12 protein-coding genes and 6 pseudogenes are annotated in these 18243 nt (G+C 59.5%); 8 read left to right on the top strand and 10 right to left on the bottom strand.

Annotated features, from left to right (window positions below):
- Positions 1 to 2 precede the first annotated feature (2 nt).
- Positions 3 to 1307, bottom strand: a complete 1305-nt coding sequence (locus ACWGTO_RS30030) for a M16 family metallopeptidase (RefSeq protein ID WP_454578401.1) — start codon at positions 1305 to 1307, stop codon at positions 3 to 5.
- 685 nt (positions 1308 to 1992) lie between these two features.
- On the bottom strand, positions 1993 to 3399 hold the full coding sequence (locus ACWGTO_RS30025; protein ID WP_454578404.1) for a relaxase/mobilization nuclease domain-containing protein: 1407 nt from the start codon (positions 3397 to 3399) through the stop codon (positions 1993 to 1995).
- Positions 3400 to 3494: 95 nt separating this feature from the next.
- Here ACWGTO_RS30025 and ACWGTO_RS30020 point away from each other — a divergent pair, with 95 nt between their 5' ends.
- Positions 3495 to 4028, top strand: coding sequence for a MucR family transcriptional regulator (locus ACWGTO_RS30020; RefSeq protein WP_454578400.1), 534 nt, complete (start codon positions 3495 to 3497; stop codon positions 4026 to 4028).
- A gap of 96 nt (positions 4029 to 4124) precedes the next feature.
- Here ACWGTO_RS30020 and ACWGTO_RS30015 read toward each other — a convergent pair.
- Positions 4125 to 4371, bottom strand: a pseudogene (locus ACWGTO_RS30015) (DUF736 domain-containing protein); the annotation flags it as partial.
- Between the two features lie 966 nt (positions 4372 to 5337).
- Here ACWGTO_RS30015 and ACWGTO_RS30010 point away from each other — a divergent pair.
- Both ACWGTO_RS30010 and ACWGTO_RS30005 read left to right on the top strand, forming a co-directional pair.
- Positions 5338 to 6366: an ABC transporter substrate-binding protein gene (locus ACWGTO_RS30010; RefSeq protein WP_454578399.1), complete on the top strand. Its 1029-nt coding sequence runs from the start codon at positions 5338 to 5340 to the stop codon at positions 6364 to 6366.
- Positions 6367 to 7045: 679 nt separating this feature from the next.
- Positions 7046 to 7768, top strand: coding sequence for a winged helix-turn-helix domain-containing protein (locus ACWGTO_RS30005; RefSeq protein ID WP_454578398.1), 723 nt, complete (start codon positions 7046 to 7048; stop codon positions 7766 to 7768).
- 121 nt (positions 7769 to 7889) lie between these two features.
- On the opposite strand, the gene ACWGTO_RS30000 is transcribed toward ACWGTO_RS30005, so the two are convergent.
- Positions 7890 to 8138 carry a hypothetical protein gene (locus tag ACWGTO_RS30000; protein ID WP_454578397.1) on the bottom strand — a complete coding sequence of 83 codons (249 nt, stop codon included), beginning with the start codon at positions 8136 to 8138 and terminating at the stop codon, positions 7890 to 7892.
- A gap of 326 nt (positions 8139 to 8464) precedes the next feature.
- Here ACWGTO_RS30000 and ACWGTO_RS29995 point away from each other — a divergent pair, with 326 nt between their 5' ends.
- A complete protein-coding gene (locus ACWGTO_RS29995) occupies positions 8465 to 9169 on the top strand; it encodes a Crp/Fnr family transcriptional regulator (protein ID WP_454578396.1) in 705 nt (234 codons plus the stop codon).
- A gap of 457 nt (positions 9170 to 9626) precedes the next feature.
- Here ACWGTO_RS29995 and ACWGTO_RS29990 read toward each other — a convergent pair.
- Positions 9627 to 9824 (bottom strand): annotated as a pseudogene (locus tag ACWGTO_RS29990) (IS110 family transposase); the annotation flags it as partial.
- Between ACWGTO_RS29990 and ACWGTO_RS29985 the strand changes: the two are divergent.
- Positions 9805 to 10032 (top strand): annotated as a pseudogene (locus ACWGTO_RS29985) (IS110 family transposase); the annotation flags it as partial. The pseudogenes ACWGTO_RS29990 and ACWGTO_RS29985 sit on opposite strands and share 20 nt — an antisense overlap.
- Before the next feature lie 246 nt (positions 10033 to 10278).
- On the opposite strand, the gene ACWGTO_RS29980 reads toward ACWGTO_RS29985, so the two are convergent.
- From ACWGTO_RS29980 to ACWGTO_RS29970, 3 genes are all read right to left on the bottom strand, one after another.
- Positions 10279 to 10635 (bottom strand): hypothetical protein, encoded by a 357-nt coding sequence (locus ACWGTO_RS29980; RefSeq protein ID WP_454578395.1) that lies wholly within the window; start codon positions 10633 to 10635, stop codon positions 10279 to 10281.
- An 832-nt stretch (positions 10636 to 11467) separates the two neighbouring features.
- Positions 11468 to 12499, bottom strand: a complete 1032-nt coding sequence (locus ACWGTO_RS29975) for a LacI family DNA-binding transcriptional regulator (RefSeq protein ID WP_454578394.1) — start codon at positions 12497 to 12499, stop codon at positions 11468 to 11470.
- Positions 12500 to 12825: 326 nt separating this feature from the next.
- Positions 12826 to 13518 (bottom strand): OmpW/AlkL family protein, encoded by a 693-nt coding sequence (locus ACWGTO_RS29970; RefSeq protein ID WP_454578393.1) that lies wholly within the window; start codon positions 13516 to 13518, stop codon positions 12826 to 12828.
- An 801-nt stretch (positions 13519 to 14319) separates the two neighbouring features.
- Between ACWGTO_RS29970 and ACWGTO_RS29965 the strand changes: the two are divergent.
- Positions 14320 to 15602: pseudogene (locus ACWGTO_RS29965) on the top strand (MFS transporter).
- On the top strand, positions 15571 to 15936 hold the full coding sequence (locus ACWGTO_RS29960) for an MFS transporter (RefSeq protein WP_454578392.1): 366 nt from the start codon (positions 15571 to 15573) through the stop codon (positions 15934 to 15936). The pseudogene ACWGTO_RS29965 and the gene ACWGTO_RS29960 overlap by 32 nt, the downstream one beginning before the upstream one ends.
- 239 nt (positions 15937 to 16175) lie before the next feature.
- Here ACWGTO_RS29960 and ACWGTO_RS29955 read toward each other — a convergent pair.
- Positions 16176 to 16298 (bottom strand): annotated as a pseudogene (locus ACWGTO_RS29955) (DUF982 domain-containing protein); the annotation flags it as partial.
- The gene (locus tag ACWGTO_RS29950) at positions 16295 to 16519 is read right to left on the bottom strand and encodes a DUF982 domain-containing protein (RefSeq protein ID WP_454578391.1); all 225 of its coding nucleotides are present in this window, start codon (positions 16517 to 16519) and stop codon (positions 16295 to 16297) included. The gene ACWGTO_RS29950 and the pseudogene ACWGTO_RS29955, both read right to left, overlap by 4 nt.
- A gap of 659 nt (positions 16520 to 17178) precedes the next feature.
- Between ACWGTO_RS29950 and ACWGTO_RS29945 the strand changes: the two are divergent.
- A pseudogene (locus ACWGTO_RS29945) lies at positions 17179 to 18135 on the top strand (NUDIX hydrolase).
- Positions 18136 to 18243: the final 108 nt, after the last annotated feature.

The following is an 18243-nucleotide window of genomic DNA, read 5'->3' as shown; positions in this document are numbered from 1 at the left end:
CATCAATTCTCCGTCTTGGGTTGCGGCATCAGATAGCCGGTCGTCGACCGGGCGAGCACCAGATAGCGCCCGGCAACGGCCTTGACCTCCTCGGCCGTGACCTTGCGGATGCGGTCCGGCAATTGCTGCACGTCCTCGACGTTGTCGCCGGTGGCCAAGATCGAGCCATAGATTTGGGCCATCCCATCCGGGTTATCGCGGGCAAGGATCAGGGACCTGACATAGCGGTCCTTGGCTTTTTCGAGCTCATCGGGGGTTACGCCGTCGCTGGCGATGCGCGCCACCTCCGCATCGACCGCGGCTTCAACGTCGGCCAGCTTGGCGTCACCGCGCGGCACAGCATGGACGGTGAAGTTGGTGTCATCGAGCATGGTGCCCTGGAAGTCCGCGCCGGCGCTGGAAGCGATGCCCTGCTTCACGACAAGCGCTTGGTAAAGCCGGCTGCGGTTGCCGCCGCCGAGGATCTCGGCCAGCAGGTCGAGGGCTTCGGCCTCGCCGGGCTTGGCGGTGTGATAGGAGGGCACGACCCATTGGGTCGAAAAACTCGGCACGCTGACGCGGGCGTCGGAGAGCGTCACGGTGCGCTCGGTGTTCTGCTCCGGCTCGACCGGGCGCACCCGCGGCGGCAGATCCTGCCCGCGGGCCACCTTGCCGTAGGTCTTCTCGGCCAGCGCCTTCACCGTTTCCGGTTTGACGTCGCCGGCCACGATCAGCACCGCGTTGTTGGGCCGGTAGTATTTGTTATAGAAGGCGACGGCGTCGGTGCGGTTCAGCTGCTGCATCTCCTGCATCCAGCCGATGATCGGAATGCGATAGGGCTGGTTCTGCCACAGCGTTGCAGAGACCTCTTCGTCGAGCACGGCCTGCGGGCTGTTGTCGATGCGCGAGCGGCGCTCCTCCAGGATCACATCGCGCTCGGTCTTGATGACATCATCGGTGAGAATGAGATTGCGCATGCGGTCGGCCTCGAAGCTCATCATCAGCTCGAGCGCCGACGGCGCCACCGTCTCGTAGAAGGCGGTGAAGTCGTAGGAGGTGAAGGCGTTGTTGGAGCCGCCTATGTCGGAGACGGCGTTGCCTAACTCGCCTGTCGCATGGTTGGTCGTGGCCTTGAACATCAGATGCTCGAAGAAATGGGCGATGCCGGATTTTCCGGGCGGCTCGTCGGCGCTGCCGGTCTTGTACCAGACCATATGGGTGACGACGGGCACGCGATGCTCCGGAATGACGACCACTTCCATGCCGTTGTCGAGCAAGAAATCCGTCACCTTGGCGCCGTCGGCGGCAAGCGCCGGGTCGACGAGCATCAGGGCGGCTGTCAAGAGCAAGGCGCGGAGAGTGGAGGCCGGCTTTGTGAGCTGCTCGAACCAGGCTGGCGTCTCTGCGAAATATCGAGATCGCAGACTATTGGGGACTAAGCCAACGCTGCGTTTGCCCGCGCATGACCTGTCTGATGCATATTTTGACATGTTGATTACTTTCCTTCTTCACGTGATCTCGATGGGACAAACAAACGGACCGGCCGCGCGTGTGGTGCGAGGAGTTAGACGCTGTCGTGGTGCCAACTGCACAGGAACCGTTTTTCAAAATGAAAAGCGCTCGACCGAACACCACTGTGTCGCGGACTAGCCCAACCTGATTGCAAGACGTTCTTCACGAACGGAGGGACAGAATTCTTCTCCCAACTCGAACGCACACGTCGTTGGCTAGCCAAAGACAGGGTTCCCCTCGCCTGGTGAAGTTGCCGCCGTGAGAGTCTTGCTCTCCGGGATAAGCCGGCTGAACGATGCCCCATGCGCGGGTGTGCAGCGAATTGGCGCGATGTTCCTTTGTGCGCACTTTTCTCAACGAGCGCATGCCAGTTCATCAAATCGTCAGCCATCGCTGTTCTTGTCTCAAGGCAGCAACCCACCCCTTCGGAGAACGCGTCGATGGTTGGCGCTTTACCGCTCGTGCAGCAGAGCGCGTTCGCCAGCGGCTTAGCTGCCCCCCTCAAAGCCCCAACCCTCGTTTTCTACCGAGAGTCCAATCCACACCACCCTCGGGCCGCATGACGCCAGCGAGGTGACCGCCGAGGTGCTTGTCGAGTGCGGGTGACCAAGGCACGAGCTTGAAGCCGAGCCCATCGTCGATCATCGCGAACCGGCCTGAGGCAAGAGAGAAGCGCTGCCGGTAGATACCGGCTATTTGGCCGCCCTCGGTAGCCTTCGTGAAGGGCAGACCTGTCCCGGCGGACAGTTGCTCACCGAGTGCATCAATCTCGCGAACGCGAAGCGCTGCAATTAGGTTGCGCGCAACGATGACACGGTCGGCCTCACGCCGCGCTAAACCTTGCTCGACAAGGTGCTGAGTGCGGTTCTCCAGCGCCTGTTTAACCTGCTGTGCAAATCCGCCCTCACCCAGGTTATTTGGCCCATGCGCGACCAGTTGTCGGTCGAGCCAAGTCGCGCCGTCAGCATGGACCTGGTCCTCGATCGGGAGATCAGAACGGACAGCAAGCGCGACGCGGCTGCGGCCTTTTTCATCTTCACAGCGCCGAAGCTCGACGATGGAAGCTGGTGCGGAATCTCCAGCGGCATCGAGATTTTGAAAGCACAGGTAATGAGTGCGGCCATCGATTCCGTCGACAATGGCGTAAGCAGATGCGCGCAATTCGTCATGGAGGCCTCGTTCCATGTGCCTGCCAATGATCGGCACCTCGCTCGCCTCGCCCAGGACGACTTGGTCGGTAGCGTATCTACCGAGCCCATGCTCGGCCAGGGTGCGATGCATACGCTTGATGATGTCGCCTCGCTCGCCAAGCGCTCGCAGGGTGGCTTCGGCCTCGGCGACCATTGTCCACTGGCCGGCACCGATCGGGGCGGCGAGGCCGAGCCTTTCCAACTTCCGCAAGCGGCCGACGTTCACCGCGAGATACTCATCAGGCTTTCGGCCCGCGATGGGCGCGACGTCGACAGCGCCAAGCCTTTCCATTTCACGAACAAGCTGGCGGTCGCGTACCGTCCAATGTTCAGCCTCAATTTGTTGATGGAGTGCATGACGAATTTCACGATCGTTCCTTGGGCCAAGTTCCTGAGTGATCAGGTCCTGCGCACGACCGCGCATCCCGTTTTTGATGTAGTCGCGCGAGATGACGAGATCCTGACCGTCCTCAACTCTGCCGCGCAGGATGATGTGAATGTGGGGATTGTCGGTGTTCCAATGATCGGCGGCCAGCCAATCTAGGTTGGTGCCAAGGTCCTTTACGGCCTGCGCCATCAGGTCGCGAGTGAAGGTCTTGAGATCGGACATGTCGACCGCGTCTTGGGGCGAGATGATGAAGCGAAAATGGTGTCGATCATTCGCGCAGCGTTCGGCGAAATCCTTGACGTCGGCATCGTCGGTTTGCCGACCAAACATGCACGCCTGTGCGAACAATCCATTATTCGCTTGATCTATTGTACAAACTGCACAAATAGCATGCTGACGTGACTGATGATCAAGAAGGAAACTCCATGACCGTATCCGATGAACAGCAGGGCAACACCGATCTTATGTCGATTGCTGCCGACATCGTCTCCGCTTATGTGTCGAACAATCCAGTGCCTGTCACGGAATTGCCGAAGCTGATCGGCGATATCCATTTTGCTTTGCAAAATGTCGGCACACCTGCAGCCGAGCCTGTGGTGAAACTGGAGCCAGCCGTTTCGATCAAGAAGTCGGTGACCCCCGACTACATCATCTGCCTGGAAGACGGAAACAAGTTCAAATCGCTGAGGCGGCATCTCAGCACACATTATAGTATGACCCCCGCAGAATACCGGCAGAAGTGGAACCTTCCTGCCGATTATCCGATGGTGGCGCCGACCTACGCCGCCGCCCGCTCTGCGCTGGCCAAGGCAGCCGGGCTCGGCCGCAAGCCGGCGGCACCAGAAGCAGCCAAGGTGGAGAATTCGAAACGGACGCCGCGCGCGGCCGCAGGGACTGTAACGGCAGCGGCAGCAAAGTCGCCGGTCAAGAAAACGCGCAAAGTTGCCGCCAAGGCCTAGCCTGCTACCGCCAATGCCTATTGTCCAGGCGGTGGCGGACTGAGCATGATGAAGCCCCGGCGTGACGCGCCGGGGCTTCTTTCATTTGAGCTGATCTCACTCGGCGGTGCGGCGGGACCAGATGAGCCGAGTACTCGCCCTGGGTTTCAGTCTCGACCAGGCTGGCGGAGATCGGAGCTGGGAAACTCGGATCGTCGAGTTTGACCGAGTGGTAGTCTCGGCCCTCGCGGGACACCTTCTTCCATGCCGCACCGAATTCGGTGGCGCCGGCGAAGATGCGGTAGTCCGGACCCTTTTCGTCGTCGCGCTCGGCGGGGAGGAATTCCACGGTCTTGACGTACAAAGCCGGCCTCCTTGGCCGGCGGCGGAAAAAAGCCAGCGGCGGACGTTGCGGGAAGACGATGGAGGCGAAGCCGGTCTTCGGTCAGACCCAATACATTCGAGGACGCCGTCGGCATGGCCTGCGGGCATACGAAGAGGAACCGCCGCAATGCCGTCAATCGGATTCACAGCGCAAAGGGCTCCTGGATCAGTACGGAAGTCAATTCACGGCAAGGCAGGGATCGCTTCCCGGCTAAATATGATGGTGACGATGGAAGGCCCAGACTTCTACCGGTCCTTGCCCTGACCCATTGCATTCGATGCGGCGCGAAAATTGATACCCGCGCCAGTTCAGCGCCAATTGCCACATCACGCGGATATCGAGCTTGCCCGCCCCGATCTATGCGAGCCAGGTCGAGACCACAGCGTGGAAAAGTGGTAACCGACGGACGATGGAGTTTCGATGGGGTGGTCGGTTGTCTCTTGCCGGCCGGACCGAATGGATAAGGTAATCCCCAGCCGCTCGCTGACGTCTAAACAATTCTACCAGAAGGCGGCGCCGCCAACGGCATTGAATGGAGAAGTTGCCGAACGTCTCTCATGAGCTGCAAGGTCGACGTGACTTCAGCGGAGGGACTGCTTTACAAAGTCCCGCCGGTCTGCGTCCATGGACAATCACCATCACTGCTGGTCAGCCGATCGTAAGGTTGACCCTGTAACGTGAGCAATCGAGAAATTCGCCGCAAGCTGCGGCGATCTGCGTGCCTGCATCCAACGGCGATGGATAACGTTTGGAACCAATTGTCCGGCCGGAACATCACACCGCACACAGCACAGCACCAGATGAACCAAGCGGCCGTTGAGCGAGGCGGCGCAACACCTTGGTGCACGTCCTCCGGTCTTGCTGTCTCTGCCGAGGATGAGCGGCGGCTTGATACGCCAGCCCAGTAGCCACCCATAAAATCGCGCCCTTGAAAGGAAGTGGAACATGACAAAGCTTGCGATAAACCGCCGCGAGGCCATTGTCGGTCTCGGCACGGCAGGGGCCCTGACCTTCCTTGGCCGGCCGGCCTTTGCTGGGACGAAGGTGAAGCTTGGCGTAATGCGTCTCGCCAGCCATGCGCCCAGTTACATCGCCTGCGAACGAGGCTACTATAAGGACGAAGGGCTGGACGTCGAGCTAGAGTTCTTCGAAGCCGCTCAGCCGATGGCCATGGCGATTGCCTCGGGCGACGTCGATTATTCCGTCGCGGCCATGAGCGTCGGACTCGTGAGCCTCGCCCAGACGGACGCAATCAAGGTGATCGGCGGCGCTCTGTCTGAGGAGAAGGGTCTCGTCGGCGCCGTGATTCTGGCATCAGAAAAAGCCTACCGGGCCGGCCTTGTCACGCCGATGGCACTGAGCGGCACGACGTTTGGCGTCACCAAAGCAGGATCTTCCTTTCACTACATGTGCCACAAAATCGCAGAGGCGAACGGCATTCCGATGTCGGAAATTTCGTTGCGCCGGCTCCAGAAGGTCGGCGCAATCATCAGTGCGCTCGAGACCGGCCAGATTGACGCTTGGGCCATCCAGGGCAGCATCGCCGATAAGTTGCTCGCCGGGGGCAATGCCGTCCAGATTGGCCTGGTGTCCGACTATGCGCCCAATTACCAGGTGACCACGGTGTTCACCTCAACCAAGAATGCCACCAATGAGCGGGAGCAGACCGCAGCGTTTATCCGCGCCCATTCGACGGCAGTCGACGACTACAACGCCGCCATCGTCGACAAGACCGCTACACTGGAGGAAGTGGACGAGGTGGCCCACATCATCCACAAATACGTGTGTAGCGAGCGTCCGTCCCCCGCGGCGAAGGAAATTTTCCTCAGCAACGCCATGCGAATGAAGAAGGGCTGTGCGCTTGCACTCGATTCGGCGACAGATCAGCTTGAGTGGCTCAAGGCGAAGAAGATGGTGAGCAAGACGATCACGCCAGAGATGCTCTTCGACGCTTCCTACGTCGAGACGATCTAATCCGTCCAGGTTCACGAATGCACGCCGACCGGACGGGCGAGAGAGAAGATGGAACTGCTGCTAAGGTTCGGAGCGACGTCTCGACTAGCGTCCCACATGGCGAGATCTTGTGCGTTATCGGCCCGTCGGATGCAGCAAATCCACCCTGCTGCGCTTGCTAGGCGGGGCCCTGTGCTTCGAATTGCTCAATCCTCTCACCTTTGTCTTTCAGCAACCCGCCCTGCTGGCGTGGCGGACCGTGGAAGGCAATGTGAGCTGCTAGCATCATAGTCGCTGACGTGGGGAAGCCAGGGGCCCTCTACAACCAAGAGCGCCTGTTCTCGCGCCTGATTGCCTCGCCGTCATTGACCGCCTTGAGCAGCACGTAGTGGGCCTGGCGCACGTAAGCGATAGCGGTTTTCGTTTTCGTCAGCAACGAGAGAAAGGAACTGTTTGAAGGACGTTTTCAATGTGAGCGCCCTCCGTTTCGTCCGGTCCAAGCGCGGTCGGCGCTCGCGGCTTCTCGTCCGCGGCCCAATGCGCCGCGGCGAGCTGCCGTGACCGGGGTGGAGTTCCTTCGGTTACAGCAGCAATTCCCTGGCCGTGCAATCCGAGCCTGCTGCAGCACTCAAGGGTGCCAAACCAAGCAGCGGTGTTTTGTTGAAAAACAGACAAGGTGGGTTGCGGATGGAGGCGATATATGAGCGAGGCCCGTAAAATCGGGAGAGTCCTTGTAGCCGACAATGTTCTCGCCCTCATTCTGAGCATTGAAGACTATGCGCTGCGCAGCAATTCGTCGACCACAGCGTCGGGCGCGCATGCGAACGCGTGGAAGATCTCCCAGGGACTGAGGTCCGACGTCGTGATTGCCAGTTTGGGCTTTGGCCAGGATGCCCCTGGACTCTTGCAAGATCTCGGCAACCTCGGGGACGTCTCCGTTATCGTCATTGAAAACCGTCGGGGTGAGAACGGAAAACTGGTTGGGCTTGAATTCGGCGCCGACGAGTGTCTGAGTAAGCTGCGTGAGCTTTTGGTGCGCCTTAACTCTCTGGCCAAGTGCCGTTTTGCCGACCCTGTGGAAGCTCATAGAAGGTCGCAAACAGGGAGATGGCTTTTCGGCGGGTGGGAGCTACGCTTGAAAACGCGACAGTTGCGTGATCCGTCTGGCGCATTGGTACCCCTAACCCAAGGCGAGTATGCGCTGCTGTTTGCTTTCCTCGAGGCGGCAGAACGGCCGTTATCGCGAGAGTACCTGCAACGGGCCACTCGCATCCACGGCGAGATTTCAGACCGCAGCATCGATGTTCAGATCTTGCGGTTGCGTCGGAAGCTCGAAAGAGACGCGAGTGCTCCACAGTTGATAAAAACCAAACGCGGCATCGGCTACGTGTTCAGTATCCCAGCGGAGCTATCGGATAGCTGACGACAGCACAAAGCCGGCGACTACTTTTCCTGCAGCAGAGCTGAAGGTGAGGAGGAGCATGGCGGCCCGGGATTGTTCACGTATCCACCGCATGGATAGGATGCATTGAAACAATCTATTTTTAATAAGTTAGGAAATGGGCTACGAACAGCGCCGTGCCTTGACCCGGGTTGGCGAATTCAACCGAAGCTAAAGAAGGCCACCCGAAAACCTGCCAGCAGTTCCATGTTGCCGTGATTACCACTTCCATTTGCCGCAAGCCGATGCCGAAGCCTGGCAGGCTCCTGCGGCTCATATCAATGCGGCCGGCATGACGCAGTTGGCCAGCCTGTCTGAAGACGAGCTCCCCGTAAACACTTTGCAGGTTCATGCCAATGACACATCGCATCCTCCCCCTCCCCCAAAGGGGCCGGCAGCGGCAGGCGGCACGAGACCTGCAGATCTGCGCTGTCAGCGCAACCCGCCGGTCCGCAGAGCCGGTCTAATCCTAACTCGAGTTCGCAGCCCACGGGTCAGATCGGCCTTAAAGCGGCTGAACCAGAGGCGGCGCATCGAAGCGGGGCCTCGCAATATCGATGATGCCGGACCCAGGCGCGAGTGGCGCTTTTTGGCGCCCAACGCCAGAGACGCTCAATAGACGTGATCACCCCAACCGCGTCCGGATCGGTAGGACTGATCTATCCAGGAGGAAACTATATGGCCGAGTTCGATGAAAGCACTGGCTTCTGGCGTTCCTTTCCCATTTTTCGGGATTTTGATGACAAGACCATCGCAGGGTTAGCGGGTATCTCAAGATTTCGCCGATGGCTACCAGACACGGTCATTTTCCAGCGAGGCGATGAGGGCAATTACATGGTCGCGGTAATCTCTGGACGGATCAAGGTATCACTGATCACTCCACAAGGGCGTGAACTCGTCCTGCGTCAACTCGAAGCCGGGGAACTGTTCGGCGAGATGGCTATGTTGGACGATCAGCCTCGATCAGCCGATGCTACCGCGCAGGTCGCCTCCGAAGGTTTCGTCATCGCTAAGAGGCCTTTTATGGATCTTATCAAACTTTCGCCGGGGGCAGCCAGAGCCACGATTCGTTATCTTTGCTGGCGACTGCGGTGTATCACCGAGCAGTTGGAAAACATCGCTCTCTATCACCTGAATTCCCGGGCGGCCCGTTTTCTCCTCGTTACCCTGAGGCAGATCCACGGCACTGAATTGCCGGCAAGGGCGGACCTCAAACTGTCCCTGACTCAGTCGGATATAGCAGGGATTTTGGGCGCAAGCCGACCGAAAGTAAATCGTGCGATATTAGCGTTAGAGGGGGCCGGCGCTATCAAACGCGGCGACGGAATCATTGAATGCAACACGGAGCGCCTGCAATGGATTGCTGAACCAGGCGAGGGTTAGGTCACAACCCGGAATACGTCGGGGACCAGTCCTGACTTTTTTCTGGCTCGGCGATGAGCGGTATTGGTGCTTGAAAGCATTTTTGACACTCAAGTCAATCCGAGCGTTGGTGATCGCCGCTTGATCAGCAGCACCATCCGGGGTCGAAAATGCGGCAGGCGTAAAGCGGTTGAGTGGAACATGAATTCCGCGCCTGGCCGGTTTGTCGAGTTCGCAACATAGGCCGCTCGCGCACGAAGGACGCTCGCATGGTAGATCGACGGCCACCGCTGATCGGCACTGCGCTTCCGTGCGTGGCGCATAGACGGTCGGCGTCGTTGACGCGAGACGGACTGTTGAGGTGCTTCGCGCGAGTCGCGGAATGGAAGGACAGGCAGGCGGTAGCGGCCGATCTCATGATGGACAGAGGCGCGACCCAAGGCTCGGTGGCTCGGAGCACAGCTGGGTAAGGGGATCCATAAGCAATCGCTTCGTTGGTCAAGGCCTTGCGCTCACGCGTGGTGCGGCGACGGTCCTCTTCTTCGGGCGCAGGCACTCGGAGCATCGCACACACCCGCGGCACGCCTCGCTTGTAGGCCAGCAACGCCTGGACCAGCGCCTCGCCGTCGATCTTGTCGGTCTTTGCCCGGCGCCGCCGGCGGACGGTCCTCAATGAAATGCGGACGATCGAGAACGTGGTCAGGTCGATTCTGCGGGAGGCCGGCATCAAGCTTGGCATGCCGTCGCGAACTGCCTTCGGCGGTCGCGTGCGCGAGCTGATTGGCACAGATACGGTCGTCATGACGCTGGTCGAGCCGCTCCTGGCGATCGTGGCCACGATGCTGCGCGAGTTCGGGCAACTGACAAAGCAGGTCCTCAATATCGCCCTATAACCCGCCGCCCCATTTCACGTTAGCGGCGAGCGTCCCAAGGGATTAAAGGGGTGACCCAGGCTAATGTTACGACGCAGGGAACGGAGCCCGGCCAGGTCTTGGGGGACCTGACCGGCAGCACGGGAGACTGCCGCCATTCGAACCAGCCGAAGAATACCAGGTTCCCGCCAGAATCGCATTAACAAATACTTTGGACGGCGTAGGGATCCGATCTGGCGCTATCAAAGGCTTAACCTTTTAGCGTCCCGGCAGTGTGCTTGTTACAGACATTTCGAACACATCGAGCAGGATTGCCAGTCCGACCCCGCATGCGGTGAGGATGAGGCCGAACATGAAGATGCGGTTAGCGCGGTCGAAAACCTTCCGGCGTAGCGAGCCCATGTCGAGCAGTATGGATAGCGCCCGCATCTGCAGCGCGATGCCGCCCAGGATCGGTACGACGGCCAAAAGATCATACAGCCGCCACGGCACCGGGTTCGCCGCCCAGTGCGTGACGAAGCCCAAAGAAAACGCAAGTAGGATGCCGACGACGGTGATAGTGCCATTGCGAAACATAGTCTCGATCAGTTCTTCCTTCGGATCCTGCTCGTCCAAGCTATCCTCCATTACTGTTATTGACCGGATCGTTCGCCGGCTGCACTAATGTCGCCCCAAAATGCGTAGCGGTTTTTGAAATACAAGAGAATTGCACCAGGGGAAAGCTGGGTAGATCGCAGTCGCTAAGCGCCAGCGTACGCAGAACCGCGATCAAAGGCCCCCTCTTCCTGCTGCTGAAACGACCAAACCGGGCAACAGGGGCGATAGCCGTTATCCGAGTGGGAGTGTAACTCACATAGCTGGCAAAGCAGCGAGCCGCCGTCTTCCTCGACCAGAACGTTCCGGCTGCTACTGGCGACCGTGGTGCCAATGGTAAACGGCAGCGATGTCGATTCGTTGAGAGGGTAGCCCCTGGGTGCCGACGGCTGGAGCTTGCCGCCGAGCGTTTTGGCCGCGACGATATGGTGATCAGGCTGGAACGCTTGAATTATGCTTCGTTTGGGAGGCGATCCGTCCGCCTCTGGATTCTCAATTGTCGGGGCTGCGGCTGCATAAAAATGGGCTGTGCTGGAAGGTTCTCGCAAGACCGATCGCATGCTTGAAACCAGATGCACCGGCTAGGAGTCGCCCCACCCGCGGGAAGGATCGTGCGGACAGAGACGTCGCCGACGAATCTTACCCCGGCTTCGGAAATGTTTTGTTGGCGGCGGACACAGACATGAGGATCAACTTCGGCCGGCCCCCAGAGCCGTTCGCCCACAGTCGGTTCGGGCCTGATGGTTGGGCGCAAAGAAAGTTACGCGGAACTCGGCCTCAAGATTTGGCTGGGTGACGGGTCCTTTCCACACCACGACCGGCAATGCCCGAATGGAATCTAATCTTATTATCTTCATATATTTTCCGGGAGATAGATGTCGAACGGCAGAAATGTCTCTCCCGGCGTGGTCGCGCAGCCGGTTTCGATGGTCCGAGCCATCAGCGTTATCAGTTCGTGACAAAGCCGGCGCAGTGGCGTGGCGACCGCCATCGTTATAATGCCATCCGCCAGCGCGGCGCGTGACTCCGGCGTGATCTCATTGACGATGGCGACCATATCCCGGTCTTCGCTCTGTTTCCTGAGCGCCGAAACAGCACCCTCCATGCGGCCGCCGGCCACGTAAAAGCCGACGAGTTCGGGTTCCCGCTGGATCACATCCAGTGTTGCCTCGTATGTGATCCGTCGCGTGGCGACGTTCATAGGAATGTCAAACACCTCGAATGTCGGCGCGCTCTCGCGAAAATAGGATCGAAAGCCGATTTCCTGAAGCTCGTGGGCCTGGTAACGCTCACTGACCGCAAAGACCGCTACCTTGCCCGGCCGTTTTGCGGCTTTGGAAAACATCCAGGCTGCTGTCCTCCCGACCTTGCGGTTGTTTAGGCCGAGATAGCCCTCGCGTACGCCGGCGGCGAAATCGGAAAGCAGCGAAAAAACTGGGATGCCTTTTGCTTTCAGTTCTTCGACGGCTGCCGTGATCGCCGGATGGTCCGGCGCCACCATGGCGACCGCGTGGCAGCGGCTCCCAAGCTCCCGGAGGAGTGCGATCAGATCGCCCGGCACATTCGACGGGGCGAATTCGATAAGCGAAGTGCCGTGGAACGCCTGTGCCGCATTGACTGCCGCTTCGACTTCGCGCGCGAAGTCCTGGTAAAAATACTGCGCCGGTTCTCCGAGGATAAAGCCAAGCTGATAGCGCGGCGGATCCGACTGCTCGCGCCGCTCGACAAGGCCGACCGCGTGATAGCCAATAGCATTGGCCGCCTCGTAGACCCGCAGCGCAGTCTGCTTGCGGACCGGATGGCGGGCGTTCAGAACCCGGTCAACGGTTGCGACGCTGACTTCGGCTTCGCGGGCAAGATCGGCAATCGTTGGTCGCTTGGCCATGAATTCGATTCAGCAGACATTCTCAGGAGGAGAATACGTCGATGAACAAGGTTGATAAAATCCTTTTGCACCTCCATTGATGCCGCCATCCGGGAACTCCGCAATCGGGCGGCCGTGCCGAGAGTTCGTTTTGAGCGGTTCTCGGATGAAAGTTGCGGGCATCGCGATGACGATCGCGGGTGAGAGACGTCTACGCGCTGCGCGTAGGCGCGCACGAGGCGGCCCCGTCGGGTCATCTCAGACACCGGCGCCGTGACCCGTGCGCATCAGGCGACGACGAGCTTGGCGGCACCATTTGGAGGTGGTGCCGCCCTGGATTTGAATTGTCAGAAACGGTAGGTGACGCCTGTGCCGATCAGCCAAGGATTGAGCTTAGCTTTGCCCGTGACGTTCTTGCTGCCGACCACCGCGTCAAAATTCGGCTCAAGGAAGAGCTTCTTGGCGTCGAAATTGATGCCCCAATGCTGATCCAGCGTGTAGTCGAACCCGACCTGCACTGCGCTGCCGAATGTGTTCTTGACCTGGAGGGCATCGGCGCTGCCGGTATCCTGTTTATAAAAGATCGTGTAGTTTACCCCTGCACCGACGTAGGGCTTGAACGCGCCGAAATCGGTGAGATGGTATTGTAGCGTGAGGGTAGGCGGCAGCACCCAAGTCTTGCCGATCTTGTCCAGTCCGCTGATCGTTCCCTCCCCGTAGATGTTAGCATAGGTGGTCCCGAGTACGAGTTCGGCGGCGAGGTTGTCTGTGAAGTAGTAGGAAAGGTCCAATTCCGGAATTGCGGTATCTGAATAGGAAAGGCCGGAGCCGGGAATTCCGTTGACGTTTCCCTTGTCGTCCGTGATCACCCCCAGCGCACGCAGCCGAACTTGCCAAGGGCTAGGTTCAATCACAATGTACGGTTCCTGATTGGTCGCACCCACGGATTCTAGGTCCGCAGCCGCGGCCTGCTGCAGTGCAGTCAAGATAAGCGCAATACCCAGTGTGATTGCGCGTCGCGGCCTTCTCCAGTCTCTCATCATGCTCTCCTTGAAATCCGAAATTCGGGTCCGCGGCACCCATGTCAGCCGTGACGAGAGACTCGGTTGATCCAGATCAATGATGGGAGGGATTTAATCAAAGTGACAGATTTGTTAACAAAACTGTCGTGTGATAACCGATGACGGCAGCAAGGCAAGACATAAGGTTTAAAGATCCAAGAGCCCTGTTGCGGCAGGCAGTCGCAAGGTAGCGCAGACTTGGCTCTGGCGTTATCGCGATCTGATCTGTGGCAGGGCCGAGCCCAGCCCGATGGCACGACTCCTTTCCGTGCAGCATCATGCGCTGGGTGACGTTGCAACTGCCCACATTGTCGGCCGGGCCTTGGTATCAATCTGCCGCTTCCGTGACCAAATCACGGATCTGAGACATGAAGGTCAGCAGCCGCTTGGCTGGAGGAAGAGCCTCCTGCGACAGCCCTGCCCGATAGCGTCTGGCCCGTCGGCTGCGACGGTTGCTGGACCAAATGTCAGTTGCGGCGGGCAGGCCAATTCCCGGCGGTCTGCGGCGACTGGGCGGCGGCCAAACCGGTCTACCGGTTCTTTGACTGCCCGCGTTGACAATCGGCATCACCCAGACCATCAACGCCGGGCGCTACAAGGCCGGGAAATCGGCGCCATCATTCCTCCACAAGAAACATTCGTTTCGACCACGAGAGCGGTTCGGGCGAATACATCTTGCGCCGTGTGGGAGGAAATGTACCTCATCCGGTTCCTGGGTGTGGCAATGGCGTGCCGGAACGCGAGTCACCAGGACAGCAAACGGTCCAAGGGTTGGAGAAGATGAGCAAGCCGGCGTGCGCAGATGCGGATGTGGTTCCGCCAACAACCTTTGCGCCGCTCAGGAATCGGACGTTTAGGTCGATTTGGCTGTCGACGCAGGTTTCCAGCTGGCTGATGCAGACTGTTGCGATTAGTTGGCTGATGGCAACGATCTCAAAGTCCGATCTGAACGTGTCGCTGGTACAAGCCTCAACGACGCGCCCGCGTTTTTTCTGTCTGTCTTTGTCGGCGCCATCGCCGACAATTTCAGCCGCCGTAAAGTCATGTTCGCTGGCTGGTGCGTGATCGCGCTGGCATCAGCGATGCTGGCTTGCCTCGTAGCGCTGGAACTTGTCGACCCCTGGATTGTCCTCGGATTAAGCTTTTTAGCGGGATGCGGCGTGGCGTTCACCGACCCCGCTTGGCACGCCTCGGTTGGTGATGTTCTGCGCAAGAGCGATGTTCCGGCTGCCGTTACGCTAATATCGGTGGGATATAACGCTGTTCCCAGTATCGGGCCGGCGCTTGGCGGATTCGTCGTTGCCTCTTTTGGACCTCTGACCGCGTTCGCCCCGGCGACGCTGAGCTATATGGCCTTGCTTTGGACCATACAGCAGTGCACATGGAAGGTCCCCTCCTCACCTCTCCCGCGCGAGTCAATGTCGACGGCCATCCATGACGGGGTGCGCTTTACGGCGATGTCTTCCGAGATCAAGGCAGCAATCGCACGCGGAATCGCGATACTAGCGTTGCTCCCTCTGGTTGCTCGCGATCAATTGAACGCACGGCCAATCGCCTATGGTATCCTGACGGCCGGCTTCGGCACCGGCGCCTTCGCGGCCGGTATCTGCAATAACGTCTTGCGGCGAATACTGTCTCAGGAGCGGCTGATTACGCTCGCTTGCATCGCGTGCGCGGCGTGTTCGCTCTCTCTTGCGCTGACCCCTTCCCTTGCAGTGGCAGCTGTCGCACTCGCCGCGGGTTGGGTTGTCACTTGGACTTGACTTGACGTCAGCATGCAATTGGCGAGCCCGCGGTGGGTCGTAGATCGCACCTTATCGATCTATTATGCCTTTTCGTCGGGCGGCATCGCAGCCGGCAGTTGGCTTTGGGGCACAATTGCTCAGAATTATTCCCTGAGCTGGGCACTTGAAAGCTCCGCTGGAGCTCTGTTGCTGGCCGCTGCAACCGGGTTACTGTTGCCCATCCGCGACCTGGAGAGAAGCAGACCAGGACCGCCGGGGATTCGACGCGCCGGAAGTTGCCCTCGATTTGAAGCCAAGAAGCGGCCCGATCGTCGTTAAGGTCGACTACTTGATACCGGAGAAAAATGTCGAGGCCTTCCTGGGGCTGATGCGTGAACGGCGACGGGTGCAAAGCCGCGTCGGTGCTCAGCACTGGCCCCTGCAGCGCGATCTTCAAGAACCGTGCCGTTGGACGGAGACTTTTCGCACGCCGACCTGGACGGACTACCTACGTCTAAATCATCGACTTACCGCCGCCGATAGGGAAGTGGATGGGCATCTGCTCGAATTGAATGCCTCAGAGTTTGCCCCCGAAACGAAGCTTTCAATCGAGCGACCGACTGGGCCGGCTCGCAAACGCCTTCAACCGACGCCTTTTTTCCCCCGCCCTTGAGCGCTTATAATGTGAGGCAGCCAAGGTTCATACCAAGCGAAGAAGAAGGGTCGTATTGAGTTACGCGCAACTTGCGATCTCACTTCGCGGCTGCGATATTTGCCAAGAAACCAAGCATCGACCACCCCAGTCGCCTGCACGGCTGGGTCAGAAGGGGGATGGCGCGAGGCATGCACCGTGCTCCAGACAGCGCTTGCAGGCATCCGGCTGTTAAGAGGGGTTGGCGCGGCCGAATGAACCTAGACTCGCACCTTTCCCCCGCCCGATTTGCAGGCAGCGATCCACTTCATTGCGGAGGTTGGGTCTAGGAATATGCCTGCCCGTTGGGAAAATCCGAGGAAGGCATTGCGCGCAGCGCTTACAGGTTTGCGCCGAACGTGTGCCTCATAGCACGCCCGAAGGGATGAGCCTCACCCCGCAACACTTGCAGACAGGCGTCCGTTGCTATTTTCCGTTTCTCGGTCTTGCGGCTGAAATCCCGCAGCAAGATGGTGGCTACGTCATTGACATCGATGACGATCCGCTCTGCTCCAGGCCGACCAATTTGAACGACGATTGGCCTCACAAATCTCGAACCGGTCATGCCACCCCTCCTCTACCGAGCCATTCGGCAAAAGCGGCCTGTCTGTAAGTTGCCTCGCAACCTGCACCGCTGACGCCCCCAGATACAGCCGCGGCTGCTGTGCTCAACCATGCCCGCTGGGCCTTCCGCAGTCGTCCGCGGTGGAGAAGGGCACCACCAAGACCCAACCTTGCCGCATGTATATCCATGCAGCGCTCTGCCGGTTGCAACGCCGGAAGTGCTGTGCGCGGCGGTTCGGCCCACACTTACCCCTCGTGCGTTTCGAACCCGCTGCATCTCCCAAGTCCCCCTTCTCCATTTGAGAGCCGCTTCTTGGAGATTTGCCGAGAGCCGATGATCTGGCGGAAACTCGTTGGGGTAAGCCACGGTACGGACGCCTTCCAGCGCGACCCATGGATGGCCCGCAGCCAAGCCACCGATACGTCTCTTCTGGGCAGTTGAGCGACCCGCTCGCCACGACGCTTCAGCAGCGCAGGAGGAAGCGGGCGCGAGAGCCCTGGGCTGTGGCCGTCCGCGTTTTCTCGGTAATGTCGGTTTGCCGTAGGCCAAACTAATTGGGTGAACCGGGGGGTGGTGCCAGGCTGCGCTGTTGACGCGCGGGCCTGAGTGGTTCACGCTCTTTAAATCGATTGTAGACCGCTTCATTTACAGCAGCCAACATGGACGACCACGCAACGCCAATCAGGAAACGCAGACCGGTGTGCGACGCGAACGACATCAAAGCGGACCTGATCGCCGTCGTTGTCGCTGTGAATGACCATGAGCCTCGGGTTCTCACAATCGGCCGGGCAAACGCCCTGCCCTCCGGTCCGTTCGAACTCGGCCATCGTTCCCTTCAGTCGGGAGTCAGGTCATGGGTGGAAGAAAGGGCAGCCGCTGGGCTATATCGAGCAGCTCTACACCTTCGCCGATCGCGACCGGGTCGGCACCGGGCAGCGTGTGATCTCGATCAGCTATCTCGCGCTCACTCGAGAAGAGGAGGCAACACAGTCGGCTAAGCGCCGTTGGCAGATGTGGTACGACTATTTCCCCTGGGAGGACCACCGCTCAGGAACTCCATCGGTGCTCGCGAAGGTTTTGCGACGCACCTGCTCAAGGGGGCGGACAGCGCAGGGGAACAATGGGACGCGCCGAGAACGCCGGCAGCGGGCGGCGGTTGCTTTCGGCTTCGACGATCGGCCATGGAATGAGGAACTGACCCTCCAGCGCTATGAGCTGCTCTACGAAGCAGCTATGGTGGGAGAGGGGACCGGCGGGCAGTCTTCAGTTACTCTGTCGTCGGTTGCAGGTGAACGATGATCGCCGATCACCGCCGGATTCTGGCTACCGGAATTGCGCGGCTGGGCTCCAAAATTAAGTACCGGCCCGTGGTCTTCGAACTGATGTCGCCCGTCTTCAGTCTGCTTCAGTTGCAGAAAACCGTGGAGGCCCTGGCGGGCAGGCTCCTCCACAAGCCGAACTTCCGTCGGCTGATCGAACAGCAGGAGTTGGTCGAGCAAACCGGCGAGACCACCGCCGATACGGGCGGTCGACCGGCTAGGCTTTATCGCTTCCGCCATGCGGTTGTCGACGAGAGGGCCGTCGCCGGGACAAAATTGCCGCTAACACGGGCTTGACAATCCGCTTATACTCACCCAGGGGAATCGGGTGAGTTAATTTTCAGGAGATGAGGCTGACGAGAAAGTCCTCGTTCCATCCGGCCTTCAATCGTTTGTTGGTCATGG

The sequence above is a fragment of the Mesorhizobium sp. PL10 genome, from assembly GCF_053714315.1.
Note: the sequence above shows the minus strand (reverse complement) of the source record. Positions and strands in the feature narration are given on the sequence as shown.

What these genes read in the sequence shown, in the direction of transcription:
- ACWGTO_RS30030 (WP_454578401.1), bottom strand. Translation starts at nt 1,307, where the DNA reads ATGCTCGTCGACCCGGCGCTTGCCGCCGACGGCGCCAAGGTGACGGAT.
- ACWGTO_RS30025 (WP_454578404.1), bottom strand. Translation starts at nt 3,399, where the DNA reads ATGTTTGGTCGGCAAACCGACGATGCCGACGTCAAGGATTTCGCCGAA.
- ACWGTO_RS30020 (WP_454578400.1), top strand. Translation starts at nt 3,495, where the DNA reads ATGACCGTATCCGATGAACAGCAGGGCAACACCGATCTTATGTCGATT.
- ACWGTO_RS30010 (WP_454578399.1), top strand. Translation starts at nt 5,338, where the DNA reads ATGACAAAGCTTGCGATAAACCGCCGCGAGGCCATTGTCGGTCTCGGC.
- ACWGTO_RS30005 (WP_454578398.1), top strand. Translation starts at nt 7,046, where the DNA reads ATGAGCGAGGCCCGTAAAATCGGGAGAGTCCTTGTAGCCGACAATGTT.
- ACWGTO_RS30000 (WP_454578397.1), bottom strand. Translation starts at nt 8,138, where the DNA reads ATGAACCTGCAAAGTGTTTACGGGGAGCTCGTCTTCAGACAGGCTGGC.
- ACWGTO_RS29995 (WP_454578396.1), top strand. Translation starts at nt 8,465, where the DNA reads ATGGCCGAGTTCGATGAAAGCACTGGCTTCTGGCGTTCCTTTCCCATT.
- ACWGTO_RS29975 (WP_454578394.1), bottom strand. Translation starts at nt 12,499, where the DNA reads ATGGCCAAGCGACCAACGATTGCCGATCTTGCCCGCGAAGCCGAAGTC.
- ACWGTO_RS29970 (WP_454578393.1), bottom strand. Translation starts at nt 13,518, where the DNA reads ATGAGAGACTGGAGAAGGCCGCGACGCGCAATCACACTGGGTATTGCG.
- ACWGTO_RS29950 (WP_454578391.1), bottom strand. Translation starts at nt 16,519, where the DNA reads ATGACCGGTTCGAGATTTGTGAGGCCAATCGTCGTTCAAATTGGTCGG.